The organism is Thiocystis minor, from assembly GCF_016653465.1.
GTDB classification, from domain to species: domain Bacteria; phylum Pseudomonadota; class Gammaproteobacteria; order Chromatiales; family Chromatiaceae; genus Chromatium; species Chromatium minus.
Map to the genome: position 1 here is coordinate 35,904 of NZ_NHSQ01000090.1, position 21,665 is coordinate 57,568.

Annotated in this window: 19 protein-coding genes; 8 read left to right on the top strand and 11 right to left on the bottom strand. The window is 64.7% G+C overall.

Annotated elements, in window-relative coordinates; genetic code table 11:
• The first annotated feature begins 95 nt into the window (after positions 1-95).
• From ispG to CCR95_RS12990, 3 genes are all read left to right on the top strand, one after another.
• Positions 96-1,343 (top strand): flavodoxin-dependent (E)-4-hydroxy-3-methylbut-2-enyl-diphosphate synthase, encoded by a 1,248-nt coding sequence (gene ispG / locus CCR95_RS12980; RefSeq protein ID WP_201094973.1) that lies wholly within the window; start codon positions 96-98, stop codon positions 1,341-1,343.
• Positions 1,344-1,420: 77 nt separating this feature from the next.
• Positions 1,421-1,912 (top strand): GlcG/HbpS family heme-binding protein, encoded by a 492-nt coding sequence (locus tag CCR95_RS12985; RefSeq protein ID WP_201094975.1) that lies wholly within the window; start codon positions 1,421-1,423, stop codon positions 1,910-1,912.
• A gap of 30 nt (positions 1,913-1,942) precedes the next feature.
• Entirely contained in the window at positions 1,943-2,122 is a 180-nt protein-coding gene (locus CCR95_RS12990; protein WP_201094977.1) for a hypothetical protein, read from the top strand.
• An 8-nt stretch (positions 2,123-2,130) separates the two neighbouring features.
• Here the strand turns inward: CCR95_RS12990 and arfB are convergent, their stop codons facing one another.
• A complete protein-coding gene (gene arfB / locus CCR95_RS12995) occupies positions 2,131-2,553 on the bottom strand; it encodes an alternative ribosome rescue aminoacyl-tRNA hydrolase ArfB (protein ID WP_201094979.1) in 423 nt (140 codons plus the stop codon).
• 128 nt (positions 2,554-2,681) lie between these two features.
• Between arfB and CCR95_RS13000 the strand changes: the two genes are divergently transcribed.
• Positions 2,682-3,155 carry a universal stress protein gene (locus CCR95_RS13000; RefSeq protein ID WP_201094981.1) on the top strand — a complete coding sequence of 158 codons (474 nt, stop codon included), beginning with the start codon at positions 2,682-2,684 and terminating at the stop codon, positions 3,153-3,155.
• 58 nt (positions 3,156-3,213) lie between these two features.
• Here CCR95_RS13000 and CCR95_RS13005 read toward each other — a convergent pair whose 3' ends face one another.
• The 4 genes from CCR95_RS13005 to CCR95_RS13020 all read right to left on the bottom strand — a co-directional run bounded on the left by CCR95_RS13005 (position 3,214) and on the right by CCR95_RS13020 (position 7,958).
• Complete coding sequence (locus CCR95_RS13005; RefSeq protein WP_201094982.1) at positions 3,214-6,099, bottom strand: DUF349 domain-containing protein; 2,886 nt, start codon at positions 6,097-6,099, stop codon at positions 3,214-3,216.
• Between the two features lie 205 nt (positions 6,100-6,304).
• The gene (locus CCR95_RS13010; protein WP_201094984.1) at positions 6,305-6,937 is read right to left on the bottom strand and encodes an MBL fold metallo-hydrolase; all 633 of its coding nucleotides are present in this window, start codon (positions 6,935-6,937) and stop codon (positions 6,305-6,307) included.
• A gap of 36 nt (positions 6,938-6,973) precedes the next feature.
• Positions 6,974-7,210, bottom strand: coding sequence for an HP1242/YdcH family protein (locus tag CCR95_RS13015; protein WP_201094985.1), 237 nt, complete (start codon positions 7,208-7,210; stop codon positions 6,974-6,976).
• Positions 7,211-7,442: 232 nt separating this feature from the next.
• Positions 7,443-7,958: an OmpH/Skp family outer membrane protein gene (locus CCR95_RS13020; RefSeq protein WP_201094987.1), complete on the bottom strand. Its 516-nt coding sequence runs from the start codon at positions 7,956-7,958 to the stop codon at positions 7,443-7,445.
• A 371-nt stretch (positions 7,959-8,329) separates the two neighbouring features.
• Between CCR95_RS13020 and CCR95_RS13025 the strand changes: the two genes are divergently transcribed.
• The 4 genes from CCR95_RS13025 to CCR95_RS13040 are packed head-to-tail and all read left to right on the top strand — an operon-like array spanning position 8,330 to position 11,148.
• Positions 8,330-8,869, top strand: a complete 540-nt coding sequence (locus CCR95_RS13025) for a DUF2058 family protein (RefSeq protein ID WP_201094988.1) — start codon at positions 8,330-8,332, stop codon at positions 8,867-8,869.
• Positions 8,870-8,881: 12 nt separating this feature from the next.
• Positions 8,882-9,628, top strand: coding sequence for an NYN domain-containing protein (locus CCR95_RS13030; protein ID WP_201094989.1), 747 nt, complete (start codon positions 8,882-8,884; stop codon positions 9,626-9,628).
• A gap of 12 nt (positions 9,629-9,640) precedes the next feature.
• Entirely contained in the window at positions 9,641-10,417 is a 777-nt protein-coding gene (locus CCR95_RS13035) for a TatD family hydrolase (protein ID WP_201094990.1), read from the top strand.
• Positions 10,414-11,148: a tRNA threonylcarbamoyladenosine dehydratase gene (locus CCR95_RS13040; protein ID WP_201094991.1), complete on the top strand. Its 735-nt coding sequence runs from the start codon at positions 10,414-10,416 to the stop codon at positions 11,146-11,148. Before CCR95_RS13035 ends, CCR95_RS13040 begins: the two co-directional genes overlap by 4 nt.
• 106 nt (positions 11,149-11,254) lie before the next feature.
• On the opposite strand, the gene CCR95_RS13045 is transcribed toward CCR95_RS13040, so the two are convergent.
• The 6 genes from CCR95_RS13045 to kdpB form a co-directional block, all read right to left on the bottom strand.
• Entirely contained in the window at positions 11,255-13,729 is a 2,475-nt protein-coding gene (locus CCR95_RS13045) for a sensor domain-containing protein (protein WP_242523224.1), read from the bottom strand.
• A gap of 61 nt (positions 13,730-13,790) precedes the next feature.
• A complete protein-coding gene (locus CCR95_RS13050; protein ID WP_201094992.1) occupies positions 13,791-15,260 on the bottom strand; it encodes a cryptochrome/photolyase family protein in 1,470 nt (489 codons plus the stop codon).
• Between the two features lie 288 nt (positions 15,261-15,548).
• A complete protein-coding gene (locus CCR95_RS13055; protein ID WP_201094993.1) occupies positions 15,549-16,244 on the bottom strand; it encodes a response regulator in 696 nt (231 codons plus the stop codon).
• On the bottom strand, positions 16,241-18,961 hold the full coding sequence (gene kdpD, locus CCR95_RS13060) for a two-component system sensor histidine kinase KdpD (protein WP_201094995.1): 2,721 nt from the start codon (positions 18,959-18,961) through the stop codon (positions 16,241-16,243). The genes CCR95_RS13055 and kdpD overlap by 4 nt, the downstream gene beginning before the upstream one ends.
• Before the next feature lie 25 nt (positions 18,962-18,986).
• Complete coding sequence (kdpC, locus tag CCR95_RS13065; RefSeq protein ID WP_201094997.1) at positions 18,987-19,580, bottom strand: potassium-transporting ATPase subunit KdpC; 594 nt, start codon at positions 19,578-19,580, stop codon at positions 18,987-18,989.
• Positions 19,581-19,593: 13 nt separating this feature from the next.
• Positions 19,594-21,660: a potassium-transporting ATPase subunit KdpB gene (gene kdpB, locus CCR95_RS13070; RefSeq protein WP_201094999.1), complete on the bottom strand. Its 2,067-nt coding sequence runs from the start codon at positions 21,658-21,660 to the stop codon at positions 19,594-19,596.
• Positions 21,661-21,665 lie beyond the last annotated feature (5 nt).

Sequence of the window (21,665 nt, forward strand, 5' to 3'; positions counted from 1 at the left end):
ACGGTCTTGGGGCTTTCGCACAGTTGCTCTAGGCAGGCAAAAACCATCTAAAACTGTCAAAATAGAACTTTCATCGTATTTGCGGGAAAGGCACCATGAGCCCAGTTCGACAACCGATCAAAAGACGCATCACCGTTCCCGTGGCCATTGGCCCAGTTACCGTCGGCGGTCTGGCGCCGATCCTGGTTCAGTCCATGACCAACACCGACACCGCGGATGTGGACGCCACGGTACGTCAGGTGGCCGATCTGGCGCGGGCTGGGTCGGAGCTGGTGCGGATCACGGTTAACCATGAATCGGCCGCGCGCGCGGTCCCGGCCATCCGCGAGGCGCTCGACGCCCAGGGTTGCGGCGTCCCGCTGGTGGGCGACTTCCATTTCAACGGACATCGTCTGCTGACCGATTATCCCGAGTGCGCGCAGGCGCTGGCTAAATACCGCATCAATCCGGGCAATGTCGGCACCGGCGAGAAAAAGGACAGTCAGTTCGCGACCATGATCGAACTGGCCTGCCGCTACGGGCGGCCGGTACGTATCGGAGTCAATTGGGGCAGTCTGGATCAGGATCTGATCGTGCGCCTGATGGACGACAACGCCCGTTCCGCCGCTCCGCGCGAGGCCGAACAGGTGATGCACGAGGCCATGGTGCAGTCGGCCATCTCCAGCGCCGAGCGTGCCATGGCGCTGGGCTTGCCGAAGGATCGTATCATCCTGTCCTGCAAGATGAGCGGCGTACAGGATCTGATCGCGGTCTACCGCAAACTGGCCGAGCGTGGCGACTATGCCCTGCATCTCGGCCTGACCGAGGCCGGCATGGGTTCCAAGGGGATCGTCGGCTCGACCGCCGCGCTGGCGGTGCTGCTGCAGGAAGGCATCGGCGACACCATCCGCGTTTCGTTGACCCCGGCCCCCGGCGAGGCGCGCACCCGCGAGGTGGTGGTGGCCCAGGAAATTCTTCAGACCATGGGGCTGCGCGCCTTTGCGCCGATGGTCACCGCCTGTCCGGGCTGCGGTCGCACCACCAGCGATACCTTTCAGCATCTGGCGCAGAATATTCAGGGTTATCTGCGCGAGCAGATGCCGGCGTGGCGCACGCAGTACCCTGGCGTCGAGACCATGCAAGTGGCCGTCATGGGTTGCGTGGTCAATGGTCCCGGCGAGAGCAAGCATGCCAATATCGGCATCAGTCTGCCGGGCAGCGGCGAACGACCGTCCGCCCCGGTCTATGTGGATGGCGAAAAAGTGACGACGCTCAAAGGCGAGGGAATCGCCGAGCAGTTCAAACGCATGGTGGATGAGTATATCGAGGCTCGCTATGGTCAAGGACCACGGGCTGGAAACTGATCCGGCGGTCGGCGTTGCGTGCGCCTCCGCCAGCTTAAGCCTTTTGCTCCAATGGCAGACATCATGAGGAAATCAAGATGAACAAGCGTTTGATGGCAGGCTTGATCGCGTTCTGCGTGGCGGCACCGGTGCTGGCGGAGGATCCGTTGACGGTGCCGCTCAAGCGGTTGTCGCTCGATGCGGCGACCGCCGTGGCCCAGGGCGCGATTGCGGCCTGTCGCGAGAAAGGGATTCAGATCGCGGTGACGGTGGTCGATCGCGAGGGTAACGTTCAAGTTGCCCTGCGCGACACCATCGCCGCCCCGATCACGCTCAACATCAGCCGTATGAAAGCCTTTACCGCCGTCAATTTCAATGCCGCGACCTCGGCCATGGCGGCACGCGCGGAGTCGCCGATCGGACGCGTAGAGGGGTTGGTGATGTCGGCCGGCGGCGTGCCCGTGCTGGTGGGTGGGGCCGCGCTGGTCGCTGGTGTGGGCGTCAGTGGCGCGCCGGATGGGGCGGATGACGAAGCCTGTGCACTAGCCGGGCTCGCCCGGATCCAGGACGATCTGGATATGGCCCTGTAGACTGACACTCTAAAAGCCGGAGGTTTCCCCATGCGCTTGATCGATGCCGAGGCGGCCATCCTTGAGGATTTGAAGGAAGAAAGCGAGATCATCGCCGAGAAGCGCGTTGCAGGTATCACGGTCTATACGGCCCGACACCCGACTCTTGGCAAGCTGGTGCTCGTCAAAGCGCCAAATGGCTCGGGGGTTTTGGTCGAGGTTGACAATTAGGCCGATCTTCAGTCCTCGCCTGGCCGAGTCGTCCGCAGTCGTTTGTTGGTGCCCGTGCGGCGTTTTGCTTCGAGGCGTCGTTCTTTCGATGCCTTGGTCGGGCGAGTGGCAATGCGCGGTTTGGGACGATGCGCGGCCTGCCTGAGTAGCGCCGCCAGACGCTCCCGCGCGTCCTGGCGGTTGCGCTCGCGGGTGCGAAATCGATGCGCCTCGATCATGAGCACTCCCGACGAATCCACCCGCCTGCCGCCCAGTCGCAACAGCCGCTGTCGCACGTCCTCCGGTAGCGACGGCGATCCCGCCACATCAAACCGTAACTGCACCGCGGTCTCGACCTTGTTGACATTCTGCCCGCCCGGTCCGGGCGAGCGGGTAAATTGTTCCCGCAATTCGGACTCGTCGATCTGGATGCGGTGGTTAATCTGAAGCATGCAGGCCATTCCTGGAATTCTTGCGCCAGCCGAGGATGTTTTCAGCGTGGCGAAAAGACCGCTATCGCTCGTTATACTTAAAAGTGCGTCCGACGTGGACAATACGCGAACAATCAGCGAGGTGCGCGATGGAAACCGGGGATTACAAACATCTGTTACTCGCCGTGGATTTCGAGCGGGAGAGCGCGCCCGTCGTGGCCCGCGCCCAAGGTTTACGTCGTCTTACCGGCGCGCGGCTGACCTTGCTGCATGTCATCGAACACATTCCGCCGGCCATGGAGTACATGACCCTGGGCTATTCCGGCGAGATCGCCTTGCCGGAGAACCACGAGCTGGAGGCCGAACTGATGGCGGTTGCCATGCGCCAGATGGACGTTTTGGGCGAGCAACTCAATGTCGCGACGGTCGATCGGTTGATCCGGATTGGCTCGACCGGACATCTCATCGATGAGGTCGCGGCCGAACTGGACGCGGATCTGGTGGTGCTTGGAAGTCACGGGCGTCACGGCCTGTTTAGCGTATTCGGGTCAACGGCGCGAACGGTACTGCGTCACTCCAAATGCGATGTTCTGTGCGTCAAAATCGACGAAAACAATGCTTGAACACGGAGGGGTTTAGGTTGAAGGTCCGCGCACTGACCGTCATTCAGCACAGACCCGGCTAAACAGCCGCCGTTTCGCGTGTTCGCCGGGGCTCCAGGGCGTGGCGAACCCGCTCGAAGCGTGCGTTCAGACTCTCGTTGCGAGGCGCTGGGCCACACAGATACCACTTGTGCAGCAGTTGGTTTGCGCCCTGGAGCGGATCCTCCTCGCCCGCGGCCATGCGTTCGGCAAGCCTTGCAACCTGGAACTCCAGTCGTTGTTGCGCAAGCTCCGGCGGCGATTCCACGCCAGCGATGATCTCCAACTGGAGGCAAAGCCGGCTGCGTTGCGAGTCGTTTTCCGCAAAACGACGCTTGAGTTCGGCCAGTCGCGCGGGATCCTGCGCGGCGTCGAGCGCGTATTCGAAACGTGCCGACAGCGCATGACTTACCGGCAGATCTTGTTGCAATTCGCTCCACAAGTGTCGCGCGGCGGCGGGATCGATCGCTTCGGAGGTCGCGCCGAGCGCACTGAGCTCAAGCCGTTCGCAGAGTTCAGCCTGACGCTGCACGAGATCCAGCACGGCTTGCCGTTGCTGGTCCTCGCCCGCGCGAATGCGTTGCTCCAGTTCGTCGCGGCAGTCGTGCCATTGACGCGCCAATTGGCTGGCGGACGGGCGGGGGACCGGAAGTGCCTGGGCGGTGCGCCAGCGCTCGTCGAGTTCCCGCAGCCCGGCGGCCAGTCGTTGCGGATCGGCGTCGCTCGCGGCCAATGCCCGTGCCTCGGCGCAGAGGTTCTCGCGAGTGGCGAGATGGTCCTTGAGTTCGTTCGTCTGAGCCTCGTACAGCGCGATCCGCCGTTCGAAGACGGCGTCGCAGGCCGCACGGAAGCTCTGCCAGAGTCTGTTTTCGTCTTTCTGGCGCGCCGGGACCGTCGTGCGCCATTCGCGTTGCAGCGCCTTGGTCTGTTCGATGGCGGCGTCCAGGTTGGGGGCATCGGCGAGCGCCCGCACGCGTTCGATCAAGTTGCGTTTGTGCGCCTGATTGAGCTTGCGTTCAGTCTCCAGGCGCTGATCGAGCTGTTTGAGCGATTGGTGAAAGCGACGCTCCAAGGCTTTGCGATGGCGACCCTCGGTCTCTCCGATGTTGGCCCAGGTCTGACGGGTCTCACGCTCGGCTCGCAGAATCCTTTTCCAGTCCACGCGATCCCAATCGACCTTGCTTAAAAAATCTTCGATCTGTTGGCAGACACTCTCGCGCGCGGACCGGTTCGACTCGCGCTCGGCGGCCCGGGCCTCCATAAAGGGACGGCAGCGCGCATAGACGGACTCCGAGGCGGCGTGGAAACGTTCCCAGAGCGCCTGGTTGGCGGGCGAGCCGGATTGGTCGAGTCCCTTCCAGTCCAGTTGCAGTGTGTGCAATTGCTCGGCCAGCGCCGCGAGCGGCAGCTCCTGTTCAATGAGCGCTTCCATGTTCGCGCACAGCCCCTCGCGATGCTGATCCGCGCCCCAGCGGCGCCAATGCTGAAGTTCGCGCAGTTGGGGGGCGAGGATGCGCAGACGGCTGGCAATCTCGGTCGTGGCTTCCTTGGGCAATTCGCTCGCCTGGATCAGTTCGAGTCCGGCTTGCAGGCTTTGGTAGAGTGGATCGGCTTTTTTGAGTTCGCCGGCCGCGAGACGGGTCTCCAGTGCGAGCAGCCGCTCCGGAAGCTGTTGCAGGCGTTGCTCGGCGTGCCGGCGCTGCTGGTCGAGCCGGGATTCGAGCCGTTCGGCCAGCGTCAGAAAATCCCGTGTCACCTCCGATTCGGGCTGCCGTGCCACCAGTGTGCGACCCTGATCGAGGAGCGCCCTGGTCTTGCGATGATCTGGCGTCCTGGTTTCGTCGAGGAGTCGTTGGGCGCGCGCGACCGTCCGCCGCAGACTTTCGACATTCTGACGTTGCTCCGTCAGGGCTTGCCGCACGGTATCCGCGGTTTGAATGAGCGCTCGATAGCGTTCATTGAGACGACGTTGCTGGGGATCCGCAAGGGCGGGAAGCGCGTTCCAGGCCATGTCGATCCGCGCGCGCAGCGCGTCGATCTCGCTTTCCCCGGTCAGGTTGACAACGTCAGACAATTCGTCAAGCAACGCCTGGCGCTCCGCTCGCACCGCATCCAGGGCCTCATGTCGCGCGATCTGGTTTGCGCTCTCTTGACGATCGTCCGCATGGGCTGTCAGAAAACGCTCGCGCTCGGCTTGATAACGTGCCTGCAAGTCGGCATCGCCCTCTGTCTCGGCGGCGAGCGACGCCCATTGGCGATCCAGATGTTCCAGGATCGCGCGATCCTGGCTCCAGTTGCCCAGACGTCCCAGTCGCTCGGCCTTGGCGCAGAGATCCTCGCGCTGGTCGCGAATTCGCTGTGGCAGCTCTTCCCGCTCGGCGATCAGGCGCAGCTTGTCGCGTGCGATGCGATAGACGTTTTTATCTTTTTTCCCGATCTGTCGAGCGACGAGTTCCAGTCCTGCCTTGTCGTTCAAACGCTCGACCGCAAGGCCGCGGTTCGCCGCCAGCGAATCCTGCACGGCACATTGAGCCAGCACCGTCGGAGATTGAATCCGAATGAGCGCGGCGCGTCGAATTTCGGGGGCGTTGGCCTGGATGGCGATCTGCTCGACGAGCGCAAGATCCTCGATTTGGGACAACTCGCCAATCCGCTCCGCGAGTGGGATTTCCTCTTGATCGCCTTCGCACAGCAAGTGGCGCAAGCGCGCGGCGGCGGTTGCGCGCACTCCGGCATCGGCGTCATCGCTCAGAAGCTGGCGAAGCAACGGGAGATTCTGGAGTTGGCGTGCCGCGTTGCATCGTCTCTCGGGGTCCGCGGGATGCTGCGCCTGTTCGGCGAGGACTTCCTGGTTCTTGGAGACGACGGCCTGTTTGGTTTCGGCCGCGGCCTGTTGTCTTTTTTTGAGGAATCGCTCGAATAGCATGTCAGCTCCGTCATTCGTTGCTTACAGCCCAACATTGTACCCGAGCGAACGGCTGTGTTTGCGCCAGACAGCGCATACCCAGCAATTTTCAGTTCGAGCGCCGTTTAGCCTCCTCTGCCAAGCGGTGTCCGCGCGGCGACGGGAATGCTGGAGAGCCCTGTGATGGAGCGCCGGTCTTTCTCGGTCCTCACGCCTCTTTAGGCGGCTAGCCCCGAACGTATGGATTGGCGCGTCGTTCGTGTCCGATGGTGGACATGGGGCCATGCCCCGGAATGAAGCGGACATCGTCGCCCAGCGCGAAGAGTCGCTGTTGAATCGAGTCGAGCAGTTGCTGATGATTGCCGCGCGGAAAGTCGGTGCGCCCGATGGAGCCCCGAAAGAGCACGTCGCCGACCTGCGCCAGTCGGTTCGCGGCGTCGACGAACACCACATGTCCGGGGGTGTGCCCCGGACAATGCAGCACTTCCAGCCGTTCCTCGCCGACGCTGACGGTATCGCCCTGTTGCAGCCATTGGTCCGGCTCGAAATCGCGTACAGGCGGAAATCCGAACATCTGACACTGGGCCGGTAGCGCATGGATCAGAAAGGCGTCGTCGGGATGCGGCCCGACAATGGGCAGACCGAGCCGCTCGGCAAGATCGCCGCTCGCGCCCACATGATCCAGATGACCGTGGGTCAGGAGGATGCGTTCGGGCTCAAGGTTCAACTCGGCGATCAGTGCGAGGATGCGATCCGGTTCGCCGCCAGGATCGATAATGGCGGCGCGCCGGGTGCGTTCGCACCAGAACAGGGTGCAGTTCTGCTGGAACGGGGTGACGGGCAGGATGCGATAGTCCACGTCGATTTGGCATTCAGACAGTCATTGGAGACCGGCTCAGGCGCGCAGCATCAGATAGAGAGAGTCCTTGAGAAGAAGACGTTTTTTCTTCAGTTCCTCGATGGTTTCATCGGCGACCGGGGTTCCGAGTTCCTCGATGCTCCGCACGCGGGCATCGAGTTCGTCATAGTCGTCCATGCGTTGCGCGAACTCGGGGTTCGCGGAGCGGAGTGCCGCGATCTTGTTTTCCAAATCCGGAAATTCATGGAGCAGGTCGTGCGATTCGCCGAGCATGGTGTCGCTTCCTCTTCAGGGGCGACCGCCGCGCGGAGTGCGCGGACAGTCGGGATGGTTGGTCGACATTGATTGGTTTGGGCGCCAGAAACGGGACGCCGAACGTCCGAAAAGTATACTCCAGGACGCGGGATCCGAAATAGTCCGGTCACATTCGAGCGCATTCCTCCAATCAATCGCGCCCCTGGATGACGGGCATTGTTGGTGCGTTGGCTCGGTTTTGACTGAACTTCTATTTCGTCCTGGTATCCAGTTCCGTGATCACCTCTGCGCTGATCTCAAGTGAATCGTCGAGGTAGAGCATACCCGCCATGCTACGTTCTACCACCATGCCAAGCTTTTTCCGTTTCGCCACGGCGTTGACCGCCTCGCGCGCGGGCACGATGATTTCCCGGCCCTTTTCTTGCTGCACTTTCATTAGTTCCTGCTGAATCGGCAGCGTTTTTTTCTGATAGTCCTCGATGCGGGCTTGGATCTCCTTTTCCTTCTTGGCGAGTTGGTCCTTGCTCATCAGCGCCTTATCGCGCTCCAGCGATTGTTGCATGGTCTGGATCTGCTTTTCGTCTTCCGCGAACTGTCTGGCTTTCGGCTCGAACTCTTTGCGCAATTGTTCCTGTAAACGCTGACCGAGCTTGCTTTGCTCCAGAACTTTCTGCATGTCGACGTAGCCGACGCTGGTGTTGTTGGCCGCAAGTGTCGGCAGAACCATGAAGAGGGAAAGCGCGAGGAACAGAATCGGACGGGGCATAGAATGGCACTCCGAGAGAATGGCTTGAGGTTGGGGATGAAAACATCGAGGGTTGGTCCGGGCACGCGGGGCACGGACGAATCCATCGGGGTTTGCGATTGTAACCATGCCGGGCGTGTGACGACAGAATTGTCTGACGTCTAAACCGCGTCCCTGCCAAGGACCGCGGATGCGCCAAACGTCGATCTCACTCGACACGCAGTCTTTCGCTCTGGACGCGGTTTAAACGTCGTTAGCGGTTGCCTGGCGGATCGGAAAAAATCGGTGAGTCGACGATGCCGGGCTTGCGTCAAGGTCACGCCTGTCGGATGCTCTCAATCGTTTATTCCCGGTTCGCCATCACTCAAAATTTCATTCCGGAGAACCTCATCGTGGGTAATTCACTGCAAGACCAGCTCCTCAAGGCCGGCCTGGTCGATCAGCACAAGCTCAAGCAGTCGCGTTCGACGCAACACAAACAAGGGAAGCAGGCCGGAAAACGCGGTCCTCACGTCGATGCCGAGGCGCGTCAGGCGGCCGAGCGGGCACGCGTCGAGAAGGCCGAGCGCGACCGCGAACTCAATCGCCAGCGTCAGGAAGAGGCGGCGCTGCATGCCGCCGAAAACGAAATCCGTCAGTTGATCCATGCCAACCGGGTGGTCCGCGACGGCGGCGAACTGGTCTACAACTTTACCGATGGGGCAACGCTCAAGCGCATCTATGTCAACAAAGAGCAACACGCCAAGCTGGTCTCCGGGCGGCTGGCGGTGGTGCGTCAGGATACCTTCTACGAAGTCATTCCGGCCGAGATCGTCGAACGGGTGCGCGCCCGCGACGCCAGTCTGGTGCTGGTCTTCAACCAGCCGACGGCGCAACCGGATGCCGACGATCCCTATGCGGAGTTTCAGGTTCCCGACGATCTCATGTGGTAAGGGAGCGCGTCCATGTCCGACCCCATCAATCTCAAGCTCGCGGTTCTGATCGACGCCGATAATGCTCAGGCGAGCATCGTCGAGGGCCTGTTGGCCGAAATCGCGAAATATGGCACCGCCCATGCCAAGCGAATCTATGGCGACTGGACCCTGCCCAATCTGGGCTCCTGGAAAGATACCCTGCTGCGCCATTCGATCCAGCCCATGCAGCAGTTTCGCTATACCAAGGGCAAGAACGCCACCGATGGGGCCATGATGATCGACGCCATGGACCTGCTCTACTCGCGCAACTTCGACGGTTTCTGCATCGTCTCCAGCGACAGCGACTTTACGCGCCTCGCCTCGCGTCTGCGCGAGTCCGGTATGACGGTCTACGGCTTCGGCGAGCAGAAGACGCCCGAGCCCTTCGTCGCCGCCTGCGATAAATTCGTCTATACCGAGGTGCTGCGCGAGGACGTCGGCGGCGACGCTACCACCCGCAAGAGCGGCAAGGAACTCAAGCGCGATCCCAAGCTTGTCGCCCTGCTGCGCAACGCGGTCGACAGCGCGGCCGACGATACCGGCTGGGCCGGGCTCGGCATGGTCGGCACGGCCATCGCCAAGCGCAGCCCGGAGTTCGACTCGCGCAATTACGGATATGCCAAGCTGAGCGGTCTGCTCAAGGCGATGCAACTGTTCGATCTGGAAGAACGCCCGGTCGGGCGGGGGCCGAACAAAGCGCTCTATGTGCGCGATCAGAAGACCGCGGCCGGGGCCTGAGTCCGGTTCACGATGGAATTGATCGACACCCACTGTCATCTGGATGTGCCTGAATTTTCCGTCGACCGCACGGCGGTCAGACAGCGCAGCGGGTCAGCCGGCCTGGTGGGGATCGTCATTCCGGCGATTCATGCCGATGGCTGGCCGGATTTGCTGGCGCTGTGTTCTGACGGATCGGCGATTGGCCCGGCGCTCCATCCGGCGCTGGGGCTGCATCCGGTCTATCTGGACCGGCATCGCGAGACGGACATCGCTGCCTTGGAACGGGCGGTGGCGGACGCCCGGCCCGTGGCGATCGGCGAGATCGGGCTCGATTATGTTGTCCGCGAGCTGGATCCCACGCGCCAGCAGACCCTGTTCGAGGCCCAGTTGGAGATCGCCCGGAGCGTGGGGCTGCCGGTACTGCTGCATGTCCGCAAAGCCCACGACGAGGTGCTGGCCACCTTGCGCCGTCTCCCGGTGATCGGCGGGATCGCCCATGCCTTCAACGGCAGTTTGCAACAGGCGCGACAGTATCGGGATCTGGGGTTCAAACTCGGCTTCGGCGGCATGCTGACCTTCGAACGCTCCACCAAACTTCGACGTCTGGCCGCCCAGGTTCCGCTGGAGTCCATCGTGCTGGAGACGGACGCGCCCGACCTGACGGTCGCCGCGCATCGGGGCGAACGCAACAGCCCGGAATATCTGCCGGATGTGCTCGCGGCGCTCGCCCGCGTCCGCGACGCCGACCCCGGCGATCTGGCCGCCCTCACCACGGCCAATGCCCGCGCGGTGCTGAATCTTCCATGAATTCTGAATTGCCCGCCGACGCGCATCTCTGGGAGCGCACCCGAATCCTGGTCGGCGACGACGGGGTGGCAAGACTGCGCGCGAGTCATGTGCTGCTCGCCGGGCTGGGCGGGGTCGGCTCCTTCGCCGCCGAGGCGCTGGCGCGCGCGGGCGTCGGGGCGCTGACGCTCGCCGATCATGACCGGGTGGTGCCCTCGAATCTGAACCGTCAACTGGTGGCCCTGGCATCCACGGTCGGACGGCGCAAGACCGAGGTCATGGCGGAGCGGATCGCCGACATCAATCCGGCCTGTCGGCTGACCCTGATCGAGGAATTCCTGCCGGCGGAGGGGATGGAGTCTCTCCTGGCCGGCGGGTTCGATCAGGTGGCCGATGCCATCGACAGCCTCAACAGCAAGCTCGCGCTGATCGAAACCGCCGTGCGTCTGGGCGTTCCCATTGTCAGCAGCATGGGCGCTGGCGGGCGTCTCGATCCGACTCGGGTCCAGGTTGGCGACCTGATGGATACCCAGGTCTGCCCACTGGCGCGCGAGGTTCGCAGCCGTCTGCGCCGGCGCGGGATCGGGCGCGGCGTCACCGTGGTCTGGTCCGACGAGTCTCCCATGCCAGCCTTGTCCCCCGAGGCGACTGATCGCGGTCGGCCACGCGCGGTCAATGGCACCCTGAGTTATCTGCCGTCGTTATTCGGACTGATGCTGGCGGGGGTCGTGGTGCGGCGTTTGCTGGCGTAACCTGTCGTTGGCGTTCAAGGGGCCGTGATCGGCGTTGGGGGCGATGGGTTTTGTGAGTAGGGATCGGCGTAGAGACAAGGCAATGCCTTGTCTCTACATGGGCGAATTATGTCCAACCATCGCCTGAAGCGCCTGGCCGCGCTCGTTCCCGCGTCCACTCCGGCAGATCCGCGGGAGGCATCGGTCGGGCATAGAAATAGCCCTGACCAAGACAGCAGCCCTCGGCGAGGAGCAGTGCCCCCTGGTCCTGAGCTTCGATGCCCTCCGCCAGTACCTCCAGTCCGAGCGTGGCCCCCAGGGTGATGATGGCGCGTACGATATCGAGGTCGCGCCGGCTGGTGCCGATGTCGCGCACGAAGGAGCGATCGATCTTGAGCTGGTCCACCGGGAGTTGTTTCAGCCGCGATAGCGACGAGTAGCCGGTGCCGAAGTCGTCGATGGCGAGACTGATCCCGTCGGCCTTGAGTCGCTCCAATTCCTCGATGATTTGGCTGGCGCAGCGTTCCATGGCGACGCCCTCGGTGATCTCCAGCCCCAGATGCTCGGCGGGCAGGCCCGTTTCGGCGAGAATCCGTTGCGTGACGCGATGCAGGTCGCCGCGATGCACTTGCGAGTGGGCGATATTGACATAGACCCGCCCAAAGGCGATGCCCGCATCGAGCCACTGCCGCGCCTGCGCGCAGGCGCTGTGCAGCGCCCATTCGCCGATGGCGGCGAGACTGCCGCCTTCCTCGGCGATCTCGATAAAATGTCCCGGCAGCAGGAATCCCAGCTCGGGATGCTCCCAGCGGATCAGGGCTTCAAGCCCGATCAACTCCCCGGTGTCGAGCCGGATCTGCGGCTGATAGTGCAGCCGTAATTCGCCGCCCTTGACCGCGCGACGCAGACCGTTCTCCATCATGGCGCGGTGTTGAACGTTCTCGGTGAGCTTGTCGGTGTAAAAGGCGTAGCCATTGCCGCCGGCCTTTTTGGCCTGGCGCAGCGCGAAGCCGGCGTTGCTCAACAGGGTGGCGCTGTCCTCTCCGTCGCGCGGATAGAGCGCGACCCCGATGCTGGCGGTGATGAAGAGGTCGCGCCCGCCGATCTGGAAGGGCTGGACGATAGCGTGCAGCAGTGTCTCGGCGACCCGCCCAGCGTCCGCGTCGTCGCGGATGTCTTCGAGGATGACGGTCAATTCGTCGCCGCCGAAACGGGCGACGGTATCGTCGCGACGCACCCGCTCGCGCAGACGCTCCGCCACGGCGCGCAACAGCCGATCCCCGCCGGGGTGTCCCAGGCTATCGTTGATGCCTTTGAAACGATCGAGATTGACGAAGAGCACCGCCAGTTGGTCGCGATCGCGCGCGGCGCGTCGGATCGCATGCTCCAGACGCGAGTCGAACAGCAGACGATTGGGCAGCCCGGTGAGCGCGTCGTGATGCGTGAGGAAATCGAGCCGTTCCTGCGAATGCTTGGCCTGACTGAGATCGGAAAAGACCCCGACAAAATGCGTGGTCCGCCCTTGTGCGTTGGCGACCCTGGTGATCTGGAGCAGAATCGGATGGAGACTGCGATCCTGACAACGGATCGAGACCTCGCCGCGCCACTGACCGCTCGCGGTCAGCGAGCGGCGGATGGCTTGGAAAAAGGCCGGACGGTGGCGTCCGGATTTGAACCTTGACAGATACTGGCCGACGAGCGCCTCGCGCGGGTAACCGGTCAGTTCCAGGCAGGCGCGATTGACTTCGAGAATGCGCGAGCGGGCGTTGGTCAGATAGATCCCCTCGGCGGTGCTGTCGAAGACCGTGGCGGTGAGACGCAGGCGTTCCTCGGCGGCCCGGATATCGCTCAGATCCAGATCGACGCAAAACATTTCTTTGCGACCCGCGCTGTTGCACTGCATCACATGGCTGGAGAAGACGGTCACGGGCGAGCCGTCCTTGCGCCGCAGCGTCAATTCGCCCGCTGGAACCGGAATATCGCGTTCCAGCCAGTCTATCACGGCGGCAACCACGCCCCCGCGCATCGGTTCCGGGATGATCAGATCCTCGAGGCGTCGTCCCATGGCCTCTTCACGGCGGTAGCCATAGATGCGCTCATTGGCGTCGTTCCAGAAGGTGACGCGGCGTTCCTCGTCATACCCCTGCACCGAGATCGCGGGCAGTTGCTCCAGAATGCCGCGAAAACGCGCCTCGCTCTCGCGCAGCGCGGCCTCCGCCCGCAGGCGCTCGCCGGGGTCGTTCAGCGTGATCAGCAAGAGATCGGTTCGTTCGACCGCCAACCGGCATGCGCGGACTTCCAGAGGGTTGCCGTTAGGCACCGTGGCGAGGCAGACCCGCTCCCCCGCGTCCTCGCGCAGGGCTCGCAAGGACCAGTCCGAGGGCCAGAGGGTCAGGGATTCGACTGACTCGCCGAGCAGACGGTCCTCGTCGGTCGCGAGCAAGGCGCAAGCGACGGCGTTGGCCAGGAGAATCCGACCGTCGCGGGCGTCCGCCGCGAGCAGTCCCTCGCGACTTGCATCCAGCAGGCCGCGCAAGAGCCGAGAGCGTGCGTCAAGCGGGGCGAAAGTCGTGACATCCATCCTGATCCGAGACTGCTTCATCGCTGCGATCCTTTAGGCTGCGTGGACGGTCATGCTCCGTCGAGACGGGGGAAGCGTCTGTCTACTCGAACGCCGTGACCGGTGGATTCGGCCGGTTTCCCTTGACAGTGCCCCAGGCAGCGAGCGCCTCCTGGCGCGAGATGGCAAGGTCCACGATGGGTAGAGGATAGTGACTTCCCAGCCGGATGTCAGCCGCCTTCAGGATTGGCGGGGGCGCTGTCCAGGGCTGATGGATATATTGGTTCGGGAGACGCGCCAGCTCCGGGCACCAGCGGCGGACATAGCCGCCATCCGGATCGAAGCGCTCGCCCTGACGCACCGGATTGAAGACGCGGAAATAGGGGGCCGCGTCGGCGCCGCAGCCGGCGGTCCACTGCCAGCCCTGCGTGTTGCTCGCCAGATCGGCATCCACCAGCGTGTCCCAGAACCAGCGCGCGCCCGACTGCCAGGGGAGCCGCAGATTCTTGGTGAGCAGGGAGGCCACGACCATCCGCACTCGATTGTGCATCCAGCCCGTGTGCCAGAGTTCGCGCATCCCGGCGTCGACCAGCGGGATGCCCGTGCGACCGCGCTGCCAGGCGTCGAGCCGTTCTGCAGCCCCATCGGTGCGCCAGGGGAAATCCGCAAAGCGCGGATCCAGCGGTTCGGCGGGTGTCTGGGGGAAGTGATACAGCAGGTGATAGGAAAATTCGCGCCAGCCGAGTTCGCGCACGAAGGGCTCGGCGGGTTCGGCTGTGGGGTCGCCGAAGCGCTCGACGATCATGGCCAGCAGGCGACGGGGGCCGATCTCGCCAAAGTGCAGATGCGGGGAAAGTCGGGAGGTGCCGGGCGCGTCGGGCCGGTCGCGTGTTGCGCCATAGTCCGCGACGCGGGTATCGAGAAAGGCGTTGGCGCGCGCCAGCACGGCGGACTCGCCGGGCGTCCAGGTCGCACGCAAGCCTTGGTCCCAGGGGATCGTCGGCAAGAGGCCCAGATCCTCCACCGACAGACCGCCAACCGGAGCGACGCCGGCGGGGAGCGACTCCGGGGCCGGCTCGGGTCGGATGCCGGAGAGTTCCTTGACGCAGGCGCGCCAGAAAGCGCTGAAGACCCGGTAAGGCTGGCCATTTCCATTGGCGATTTCCCACGGCTCGAACAGCAGCGCAGCGTTGTGGCTCTCGCAACGCAGACCGTCCGATCTGAGCGCCTGTTTGATCCGGGTATCGCGCTCGCGCGTGACCGGATCGTAGAGGCGGTTCCAGGACACCCCGATTGCGCCAGTGGCCGCGACGATGCGCCGCAGTTCGGTCAGGCTATCCCCGCGCGCGATCCAGAGACGGCCGCCGAAGCGTTGCAACGATTCATCGAGCGCCAGCAGACTGCCGTGCAGCCACCAGCGGCTGGCCGCGCCCGGCGCCCAGGGCGCTTCCTCGTTGGGCGCGTGGATGTAGACCGGCACGATCCGCGCGCCAGTGCTCAGGGCGTGGGTCAGCGCCGGGTTGTCGTCGAGACGCAGATCGCGGCGAAACCAGAGGAGAATGGTTTGAGGCATGCATGTTGCGCTCGGTGTGGGGAAGACGTGGGTCGGCCGGCCCGGCAATTCCCCGGCATGTTCCTGGAGCCAAAACTTCCAATCAAGCCAAGAACGGCGGAGAGCGCGTCATGGTCGATTTAGGAATCACGTTCAATTGGCGGTTTTTCCGCCTGCGGTTCTAAAAAAGTCGACAGGTGACGGGATCGCCGACGGGCACAGGGGGCGAGCCTCGGGCAAGGCGTACAGGATGCCTTACTGGGTGCCCATCAGGATAGGCCGGGATTGCGGCTCCCTTTGGTCTCAAGGTTAGGGAACGAAGCGATAGCCGATTCCGGTCTCGGTGACGAGATGTCTCGGGATTGACGGATCGGCTTCGATCTTCCTGCGTAGCGCGCCCATATAGACGCGGACGTAGTGGCTTCGTTCCGCGTAGGCCGGCCCCCACACCTGCTTCAACAGTTGCCGGTGCGTGAGCACGCCATGCGGATGGGTGGCCAGATAGACGAGCAGGCGGTATTCAATCGGCGTGAGATGCACGGAATTCCCCGCGCGCTCGACCATCCGGCGTGCCAGATCGATACGAATGTCGCCGAAGGCGATGAGGTTGTCTGGAGGCGTTCCAGTGGTGGCTTGACGACGCCGTTGGGCGCGCACCCGCGCCATCAGCTCGGCCACGCCGAAGGGCTTGGTCAGGTAGTCGTCGGCGCCGGCGTCGAGGGCCGCCACCTTGTCGGTCTCGGTCGTGCGGGCCGAGAGGACGATGATGGGGATGTCCGACCAGCCGCGCAGCTCGCGGATGAAATCCAGTCCATCGCCATCGGGCAGCCCCAAGTCAAGCAGCACCATCAGTGGCTGGGCGGTTGCCGCCTCCAGCAGCGCCTGGCGCACCGAAGCGGCTTCGATCGCCCGGAACCCTTCGGCTTTCAGGGCGCGACATACGAAGCGACGAATCATGGGCTCGTCTTCGATCACCAGGATGGCTGCCGTGGTGTCAGTCGTCATGAGGATTCGCAAGAAACGGCCGCCTCATCCAGGAGGTCCACCGTGGGGGGATTGCCGCGCGGCAGGGTGACGACGAAGCGTGCGCCCCCGCCGCCGCGGGCTTGCACGCGGATGGTCCCGCCATGCGCCTCGACGATGGCGCGGCAGAGCGATAACCCGAGCCCCATCCCCGACATCGCTTGCGCTTCGTGCCCGCGTTCGAGAGTCTGGAGGACGGCCTCCGCTTTGTCCGATGGCAGGCCGGGGCCGGCGTCCTCGACCCAGAACTCGACCTGATCGGCGGATGGCATGGCGGCGCCGATGCCGATCGCGGTTCCGGACGGCGTGTACTTGGCCGCATTGTCGAGCAGGTTCACCAGGAGACGCTCCATGAGCATGGCGTCGAGTTCCAGCAAGGGTAAGTCCTCGGGCAGGTCCACGCTGACGCGATAGTGCGCGAGCACTGACTGGAGCGCCTTGAGCGCGCTGCCCACTACTTCTTCCAGTGGCTGCCACTGGCGGTTCAGCAGGACCGTTCCGGAGCGCAGGCGCGCCATGTCGAGCAGGTTGTTGGCAAGGGTCGTCATCCGCCGTGCCTCATCGCGGATCTCGGCGGCGATGTCGGCCTGATCGGGCGTCAGCGACGGGCGGGCGATCAGCAGCGAATCGGCCAAACCGACCAGAACCGTGAGCGGCGTGCGCAGATCATGAGAGATCGCCGAGAGAAAGGCGTTGCGCAGGCGCTCGGATTCCATCTTGAGGGTCGTGGTCTGGGCGATCTCGACGTAATGCACCCGTTCGACCGCGATCGCGATCAGCCGCGCAAAGGTATCGAGCAGACGCCCCTGCTCGGGTGTCATGACGTCCGTCGGGTCGCGCGGTTCGATGGCCAGCACGCCCCGGATGCGCATTGGCGCCTTGAGCGGGACATACAGCAGCGGGCTCCCCGGCAGGGTGTCGGTGCCGCAACCGGCCTCGGCCTCGTGCTCGAAGGCCCATTTTCCGATGCCCAGGTCAACGGGCAGATCGGCTGGCGCGGGCAGCACCTGCTGACCGAGTTCGGCGCCCTCGTTCGCCAGTATCAGGACCGCGCGCGCACCGAACTCGGCCGCGGCGAAACGCTGGCCGATCTCGGCGATCTGTTGCGGTAGCAGCGCGCCCGAGAGATCGCGCGCGAGCTCGTAGAGGGCGCGCGAGCGGCGCTCCCGCCGGCTCGCCACGCGCGCCTGATAACGCATGCCCGTGGTCAGGTGGGCGGTGATCAGTCCGACGCCGAGCATCACGGCGAAGGTGATCAGGTACTGTACGTCGCTGACCGAGAGCGAAAAGCGCGGCGGGACGAAGAGCAGATCGAAGGCGACGACGTTGATAAAGGCCGCCATGACTGACGGCCCCAGCCCGTAGCGCGCCGCGACCACCACGATCGCGAGGAGAAAGAGCATGGCGATGTTGGCAAGCTCGAAGACGGAATGCAGCGGCGAGGCGAGCAAGGCCGTCGACGCACAGATGAGCAGGCTCATCGCATAGGACGACCAGGGCGCCTTGAAGCGTTCGCGCCACGAGGCGTCGCTGCCCCCCTTGACCGGGGAGGGCGCGCGCGTCTCCTCGTGGGCCACCAGGATGACCTCGAGATCCGGCCCCTGGCGGGCGATACGATCGGCGACCGATTGGCGCCAGGAACGCCAGGCGCGGACCCGGTCGCGTCCAACCAGGATCCGAAACAGGTTGTGACCGCGGGCGTATTCCACGATGACCTCGACCGGATCGGCGCCGGACAGGGTCGCGGTCTCGGCCCCGAGTTCCTGCGCGAGCCGCAGACGCGCGAGGATGCGCTGGCGTTGGCGGCGCGGCAGACGCTGCAGGGCCGGCGTCTCGACATAGAGCGCGTGCCAGGGCACGTCATCGCGCGCGGCGATGCGCGCGGCGCTGCGGATCACGCGCTCGGCGTTTTCGCCGGGGCCGACGCAGGCCAGCACGGTTTCGCGGGTCTGCCACACGGCCGAGACCGACTGGTCGCGCCGGTATTCGAGCATCTGCCGATCAACGCGGTCGGCGGTGCGCCGCAGGGCCAGTTCGCGCAGCGCGATCAGGTTGCCCTTGCGAAAGAAGTTCTGGATCGCCCGCGCCGCCTGATGCGGCAGGTAGACCTTGCCCTCCTTCAGCCGTTGCAGCAACTCGTCCGGCGCGAGATCGACCAGGACCACCTCGTCGGCGGCGTCGAAGACGTGATCGGGCAGGGTCTCCCAGACCCGGATACCGGTGATCCCGCCGACGATGTTGTTGAGCGTCTCCAGATGCTGGACATTGAGCGTGGTATAGACATCGATACCGGCGGCCAGCAGCTCATGGACGTCTTGCCAGCGTTTGGGGTGACGCGAACCGGCCAGGTTGGAGTGGGCCAGTTCATCGACCAGGATCAGCGCCGGGTGACGGGCCAGGGCGCCGTCCAGATCGAGCTCGCGCATCCGCCGCCCGTGGTAGTCCACCTCCTTGAGCGGCAGACACTCCAACCCTTGGAGCAGGATCTCGGTCTCCCGGCGACCGTGGGTCTCCACCAGACCGACGACGACATCGACCCCCTGCTCGCGCTGTTGATGGGCCGCGGCGAGCATCGCGTAGGTCTTGCCGACACCCGCCGAGGCGCCGAAAAAGACCTTGAGCCGCCCGCGTGCCGCGCGAGCCTCCTCGGCGACGATGCGCGCGAGGAGCGCGTCGGGGTCCGGACGCTGGTCGTTCATGTCCGCTCTTCTCCTGGGTGACGGACTAGGGGGTGCTGGGTTCGACCGGGGCGAGAAGGTCGAGCGCCCGATTCAGCGCGAGCACGTTGACGCGTGGCGCGCCGAAGAGACCGAAGTCGGAGCCCTGGGTATGCGCCTGAACGAGCGCCTCCACCTGCTTGGGATCGAGTCCGCGCCGGCTGGCCACGCGCGCCACCTGATAGGCCGCGGCGGCGGGGCTGATGTGCGGGTCCAGACCGCTCGCCGATGCCTGAACCAGATCGCCGGGGATGGGTAGATGATGGTCCGGGTTCGCCGCCTTGAGCGCGGCGATGCGTCCCTGGACGGCCTCCACCAGCGTCGGATTCAATGGTCCCAGATTCGAGCCGCCCGAGGCGGCGCCGTTATAAGGTCCACCGGCAGTGGCCGACGGCCGTCCCCAGAAATCGTTGGGATCGGTGAAGGATTGGCCGATCAGGGTCGAGCCAACCGGTCGACCTTCCTCGAAGATAAGGCTGCCGCGCGCCTGTTCGGGGAACAGAACCCGCGCTATCCCGGTGACGGCGAGCGGGTAGAGGGCGCCGGTCAGGAGCGAGAGCAGGACGAAGATGCTGACGGCGGGACGGATCAGTGTGTTCATGTTGGCATGCTCCTCAGGCAAGACCGCTCGCGGCGATCAGGAGGTCGATCAGCTTGATCCCGATGAAGGGCGCGACGAGTCCGCCGAGACCGTAGATCGCTAGATTGCGCCGTAGCAGGGCGCCAGCGCCCGTGGGCCGGTAGGTCACGCCTCGGAGTGCCAGCGGAATCAGGGCGACGATGATCAGGGCGTTGAAGATGACGGCGGAGAGGATTGCCGAGGTGGGACTGGCGAGCCCCATGAGGTTGAGCGCCCCGAGCTGCGGGTAGGTGGTCACAAAGGCCGCCGGGATGATGGCGAAATACTTGGCGACATCGTTGGCGACGCTGAAGGTCGTGAGCGCGCCACGGGTCATGAGCATCTGTTTGCCGGTCTCGACCACCTCGATCAGCTTGGTCGGGTTGGAGTCCAGATCGACCATGTTGCCGGCCTCCTTGGCGGCCTGGGTGCCGGTGTTCATCGCCACCGCGACGTCGGCCTGGGCCAGCGCCGGGGCATCGTTGGTGCCGTCGCCGGTCATGGCGACCAGCCGCCCCTCGGCCTGATACTGGCGGATCAGTGCCAGCTTGGCCTCCGGCGTGGCCTCGGCCAGGAAGTCGTCGACCCCGGCCTCGGCGGCGATGGCGGCGGCGGTGAGGCGGTTGTCGCCGGTGATCATGACGGTGCGGATGCCCATGCGCCGCAGCCGCGCGAAACGCTCCTTGATCCCGCCCTTGACGATGTCCTTGAGTTCCACCACGCCCAGCACCCGCTTCCCCTCGGCCACCACGAGCGGTGTGCTGCCGCGTCGCGCGACCGCGTCGACGCCTTGCAGCACCCCCGCCGGAAAGTGCCCGCCGATGGCTTCGACGTGCCGGCGGATCGCATCGACCGCGCCCTTGCGGATCGGTATCCCCTTTGCATCCACCCCGCTCATGCGTGTCTGCGCCGAGAAATGGATGAATTGCGCCTCCAGCGTCTGCAGATCGCGCTCGCGCAGGCCGAACCGCTGCTTGGCCAGCACCATGATGCTGCGCCCCTCCGGCGTCTCGTCGGCGAGCGAGGCCAGATGCGCGGCACTCGCCAGCTCGCGCTCGCTCACGCCGTCCGCCGGGAGGAAGGCCGATGCCTGCCGGTTGCCCAGGGTGATGGTGCCGGTCTTGTCCAGCAGCAGCACATCCACGTCGCCGGCCGCCTCGACCGCGCGACCGGAGGTGGCGATGACGTTGGCCTGCATCATCCGGCTCATCCCGGAGATACCCACGGCCGAGAGCAGCCCCGCGATCGTCGTCGGGATGAGGCAGACCAGGAGTGCCACCAGGGTGGTGACGCTGACCGGCGCGCCGGCCCCAGCCGCCGCGACGCCGAAGATCGAGAAGGGCAGCAGGGTGACGGTGACCGCCAGGAAGATGATCGTCAGGGCGACCAGCAGGATGGTCAGCGCGATCTCGTTCGGCGTTTTCCTGCGCCTCGCGTTCTCGACCATCGCAATCATGCGGTCGACGAAGGTCTCGCCAGGGTTGGCCGTCACGCGCGCCAGGATCCAGTCCGAGAGCACGCGCGTCCCGCCGGTCACGGCCGAGAAATCGCCCCCGGCCTCGCGGATGACGGGTGCCGACTCGCCGGTGATGGCGGACTCGTCGACCGAGGCGACGCCCTCGATCACCTCGCCATCCGCCGGGATGGTTTCGCCGGCCTCCACCAATACCAGATCGCCGCGCCGCAGATCGGTGGCGGGAACCAGGGACCATTGGTCGCGTGCCGCTCCAGGCACGACACGCTTGGCCTGGGTCTCCTGTTTCAGTCCGCGCAGGGAGGCCGCCTGCGCCTTGCTGCGCCCCTCGGCCAGCGCCTCGGCGAAGTTGGCGAACAGCACGGTGAACCACAGCCAGAGCGTGACCGCGAGGATATCGCCCGCCGGCGCCTCGCCGGATCCCGCGAGCGCCTGCAGCCAGAGCAGGGTCGTCAGCAGGCTCCCGATGTAGACGACGAACATCACCGGATTGCGCCACTGGACCGCCGGATTCAGCTTGCGCAGTGCATCGAAAATGGCCGGACGCAGCAGCGCCGGGTCGAACAGGGTCAGCGTTTGGCGTGACATGGTCG

Bases quoted from the DNA above. Each gene is read 5' to 3' on its own strand.
- CCR95_RS13015 (WP_201094985.1), bottom strand. From the start codon at position 7,210: ATGCTCGGCGAATCGCACGACCTGCTCCATGAATTTCCGGATTTGGAA.
- CCR95_RS13035 (WP_201094990.1), top strand. From the start codon at position 9,641: ATGGAATTGATCGACACCCACTGTCATCTGGATGTGCCTGAATTTTCC.
- CCR95_RS13000 (WP_201094981.1), top strand. From the start codon at position 2,682: ATGGAAACCGGGGATTACAAACATCTGTTACTCGCCGTGGATTTCGAG.
- CCR95_RS13055 (WP_201094993.1), bottom strand. From the start codon at position 16,244: ATGACGACTGACACCACGGCAGCCATCCTGGTGATCGAAGACGAGCCC.
- arfB (WP_201094979.1), bottom strand. From the start codon at position 2,553: ATGCTTCAGATTAACCACCGCATCCAGATCGACGAGTCCGAATTGCGG.
- CCR95_RS12990 (WP_201094977.1), top strand. From the start codon at position 1,943: ATGCGCTTGATCGATGCCGAGGCGGCCATCCTTGAGGATTTGAAGGAA.
- CCR95_RS13020 (WP_201094987.1), bottom strand. From the start codon at position 7,958: ATGCCCCGTCCGATTCTGTTCCTCGCGCTTTCCCTCTTCATGGTTCTG.
- CCR95_RS13030 (WP_201094989.1), top strand. From the start codon at position 8,882: ATGTCCGACCCCATCAATCTCAAGCTCGCGGTTCTGATCGACGCCGAT.
- CCR95_RS13045 (WP_242523224.1), bottom strand. From the start codon at position 13,729: ATGAAGCAGTCTCGGATCAGGATGGATGTCACGACTTTCGCCCCGCTT.
- kdpC (WP_201094997.1), bottom strand. From the start codon at position 19,580: ATGAACACACTGATCCGTCCCGCCGTCAGCATCTTCGTCCTGCTCTCG.
- CCR95_RS13005 (WP_201094982.1), bottom strand. From the start codon at position 6,099: ATGCTATTCGAGCGATTCCTCAAAAAAAGACAACAGGCCGCGGCCGAA.
- kdpB (WP_201094999.1), bottom strand. From the start codon at position 21,660: ATGTCACGCCAAACGCTGACCCTGTTCGACCCGGCGCTGCTGCGTCCG.
- ispG (WP_201094973.1), top strand. From the start codon at position 96: ATGAGCCCAGTTCGACAACCGATCAAAAGACGCATCACCGTTCCCGTG.
- CCR95_RS13050 (WP_201094992.1), bottom strand. From the start codon at position 15,260: ATGCCTCAAACCATTCTCCTCTGGTTTCGCCGCGATCTGCGTCTCGAC.
- CCR95_RS12985 (WP_201094975.1), top strand. From the start codon at position 1,421: ATGAACAAGCGTTTGATGGCAGGCTTGATCGCGTTCTGCGTGGCGGCA.
- kdpD (WP_201094995.1), bottom strand. From the start codon at position 18,961: ATGAACGACCAGCGTCCGGACCCCGACGCGCTCCTCGCGCGCATCGTC.
- CCR95_RS13040 (WP_201094991.1), top strand. From the start codon at position 10,414: ATGAATTCTGAATTGCCCGCCGACGCGCATCTCTGGGAGCGCACCCGA.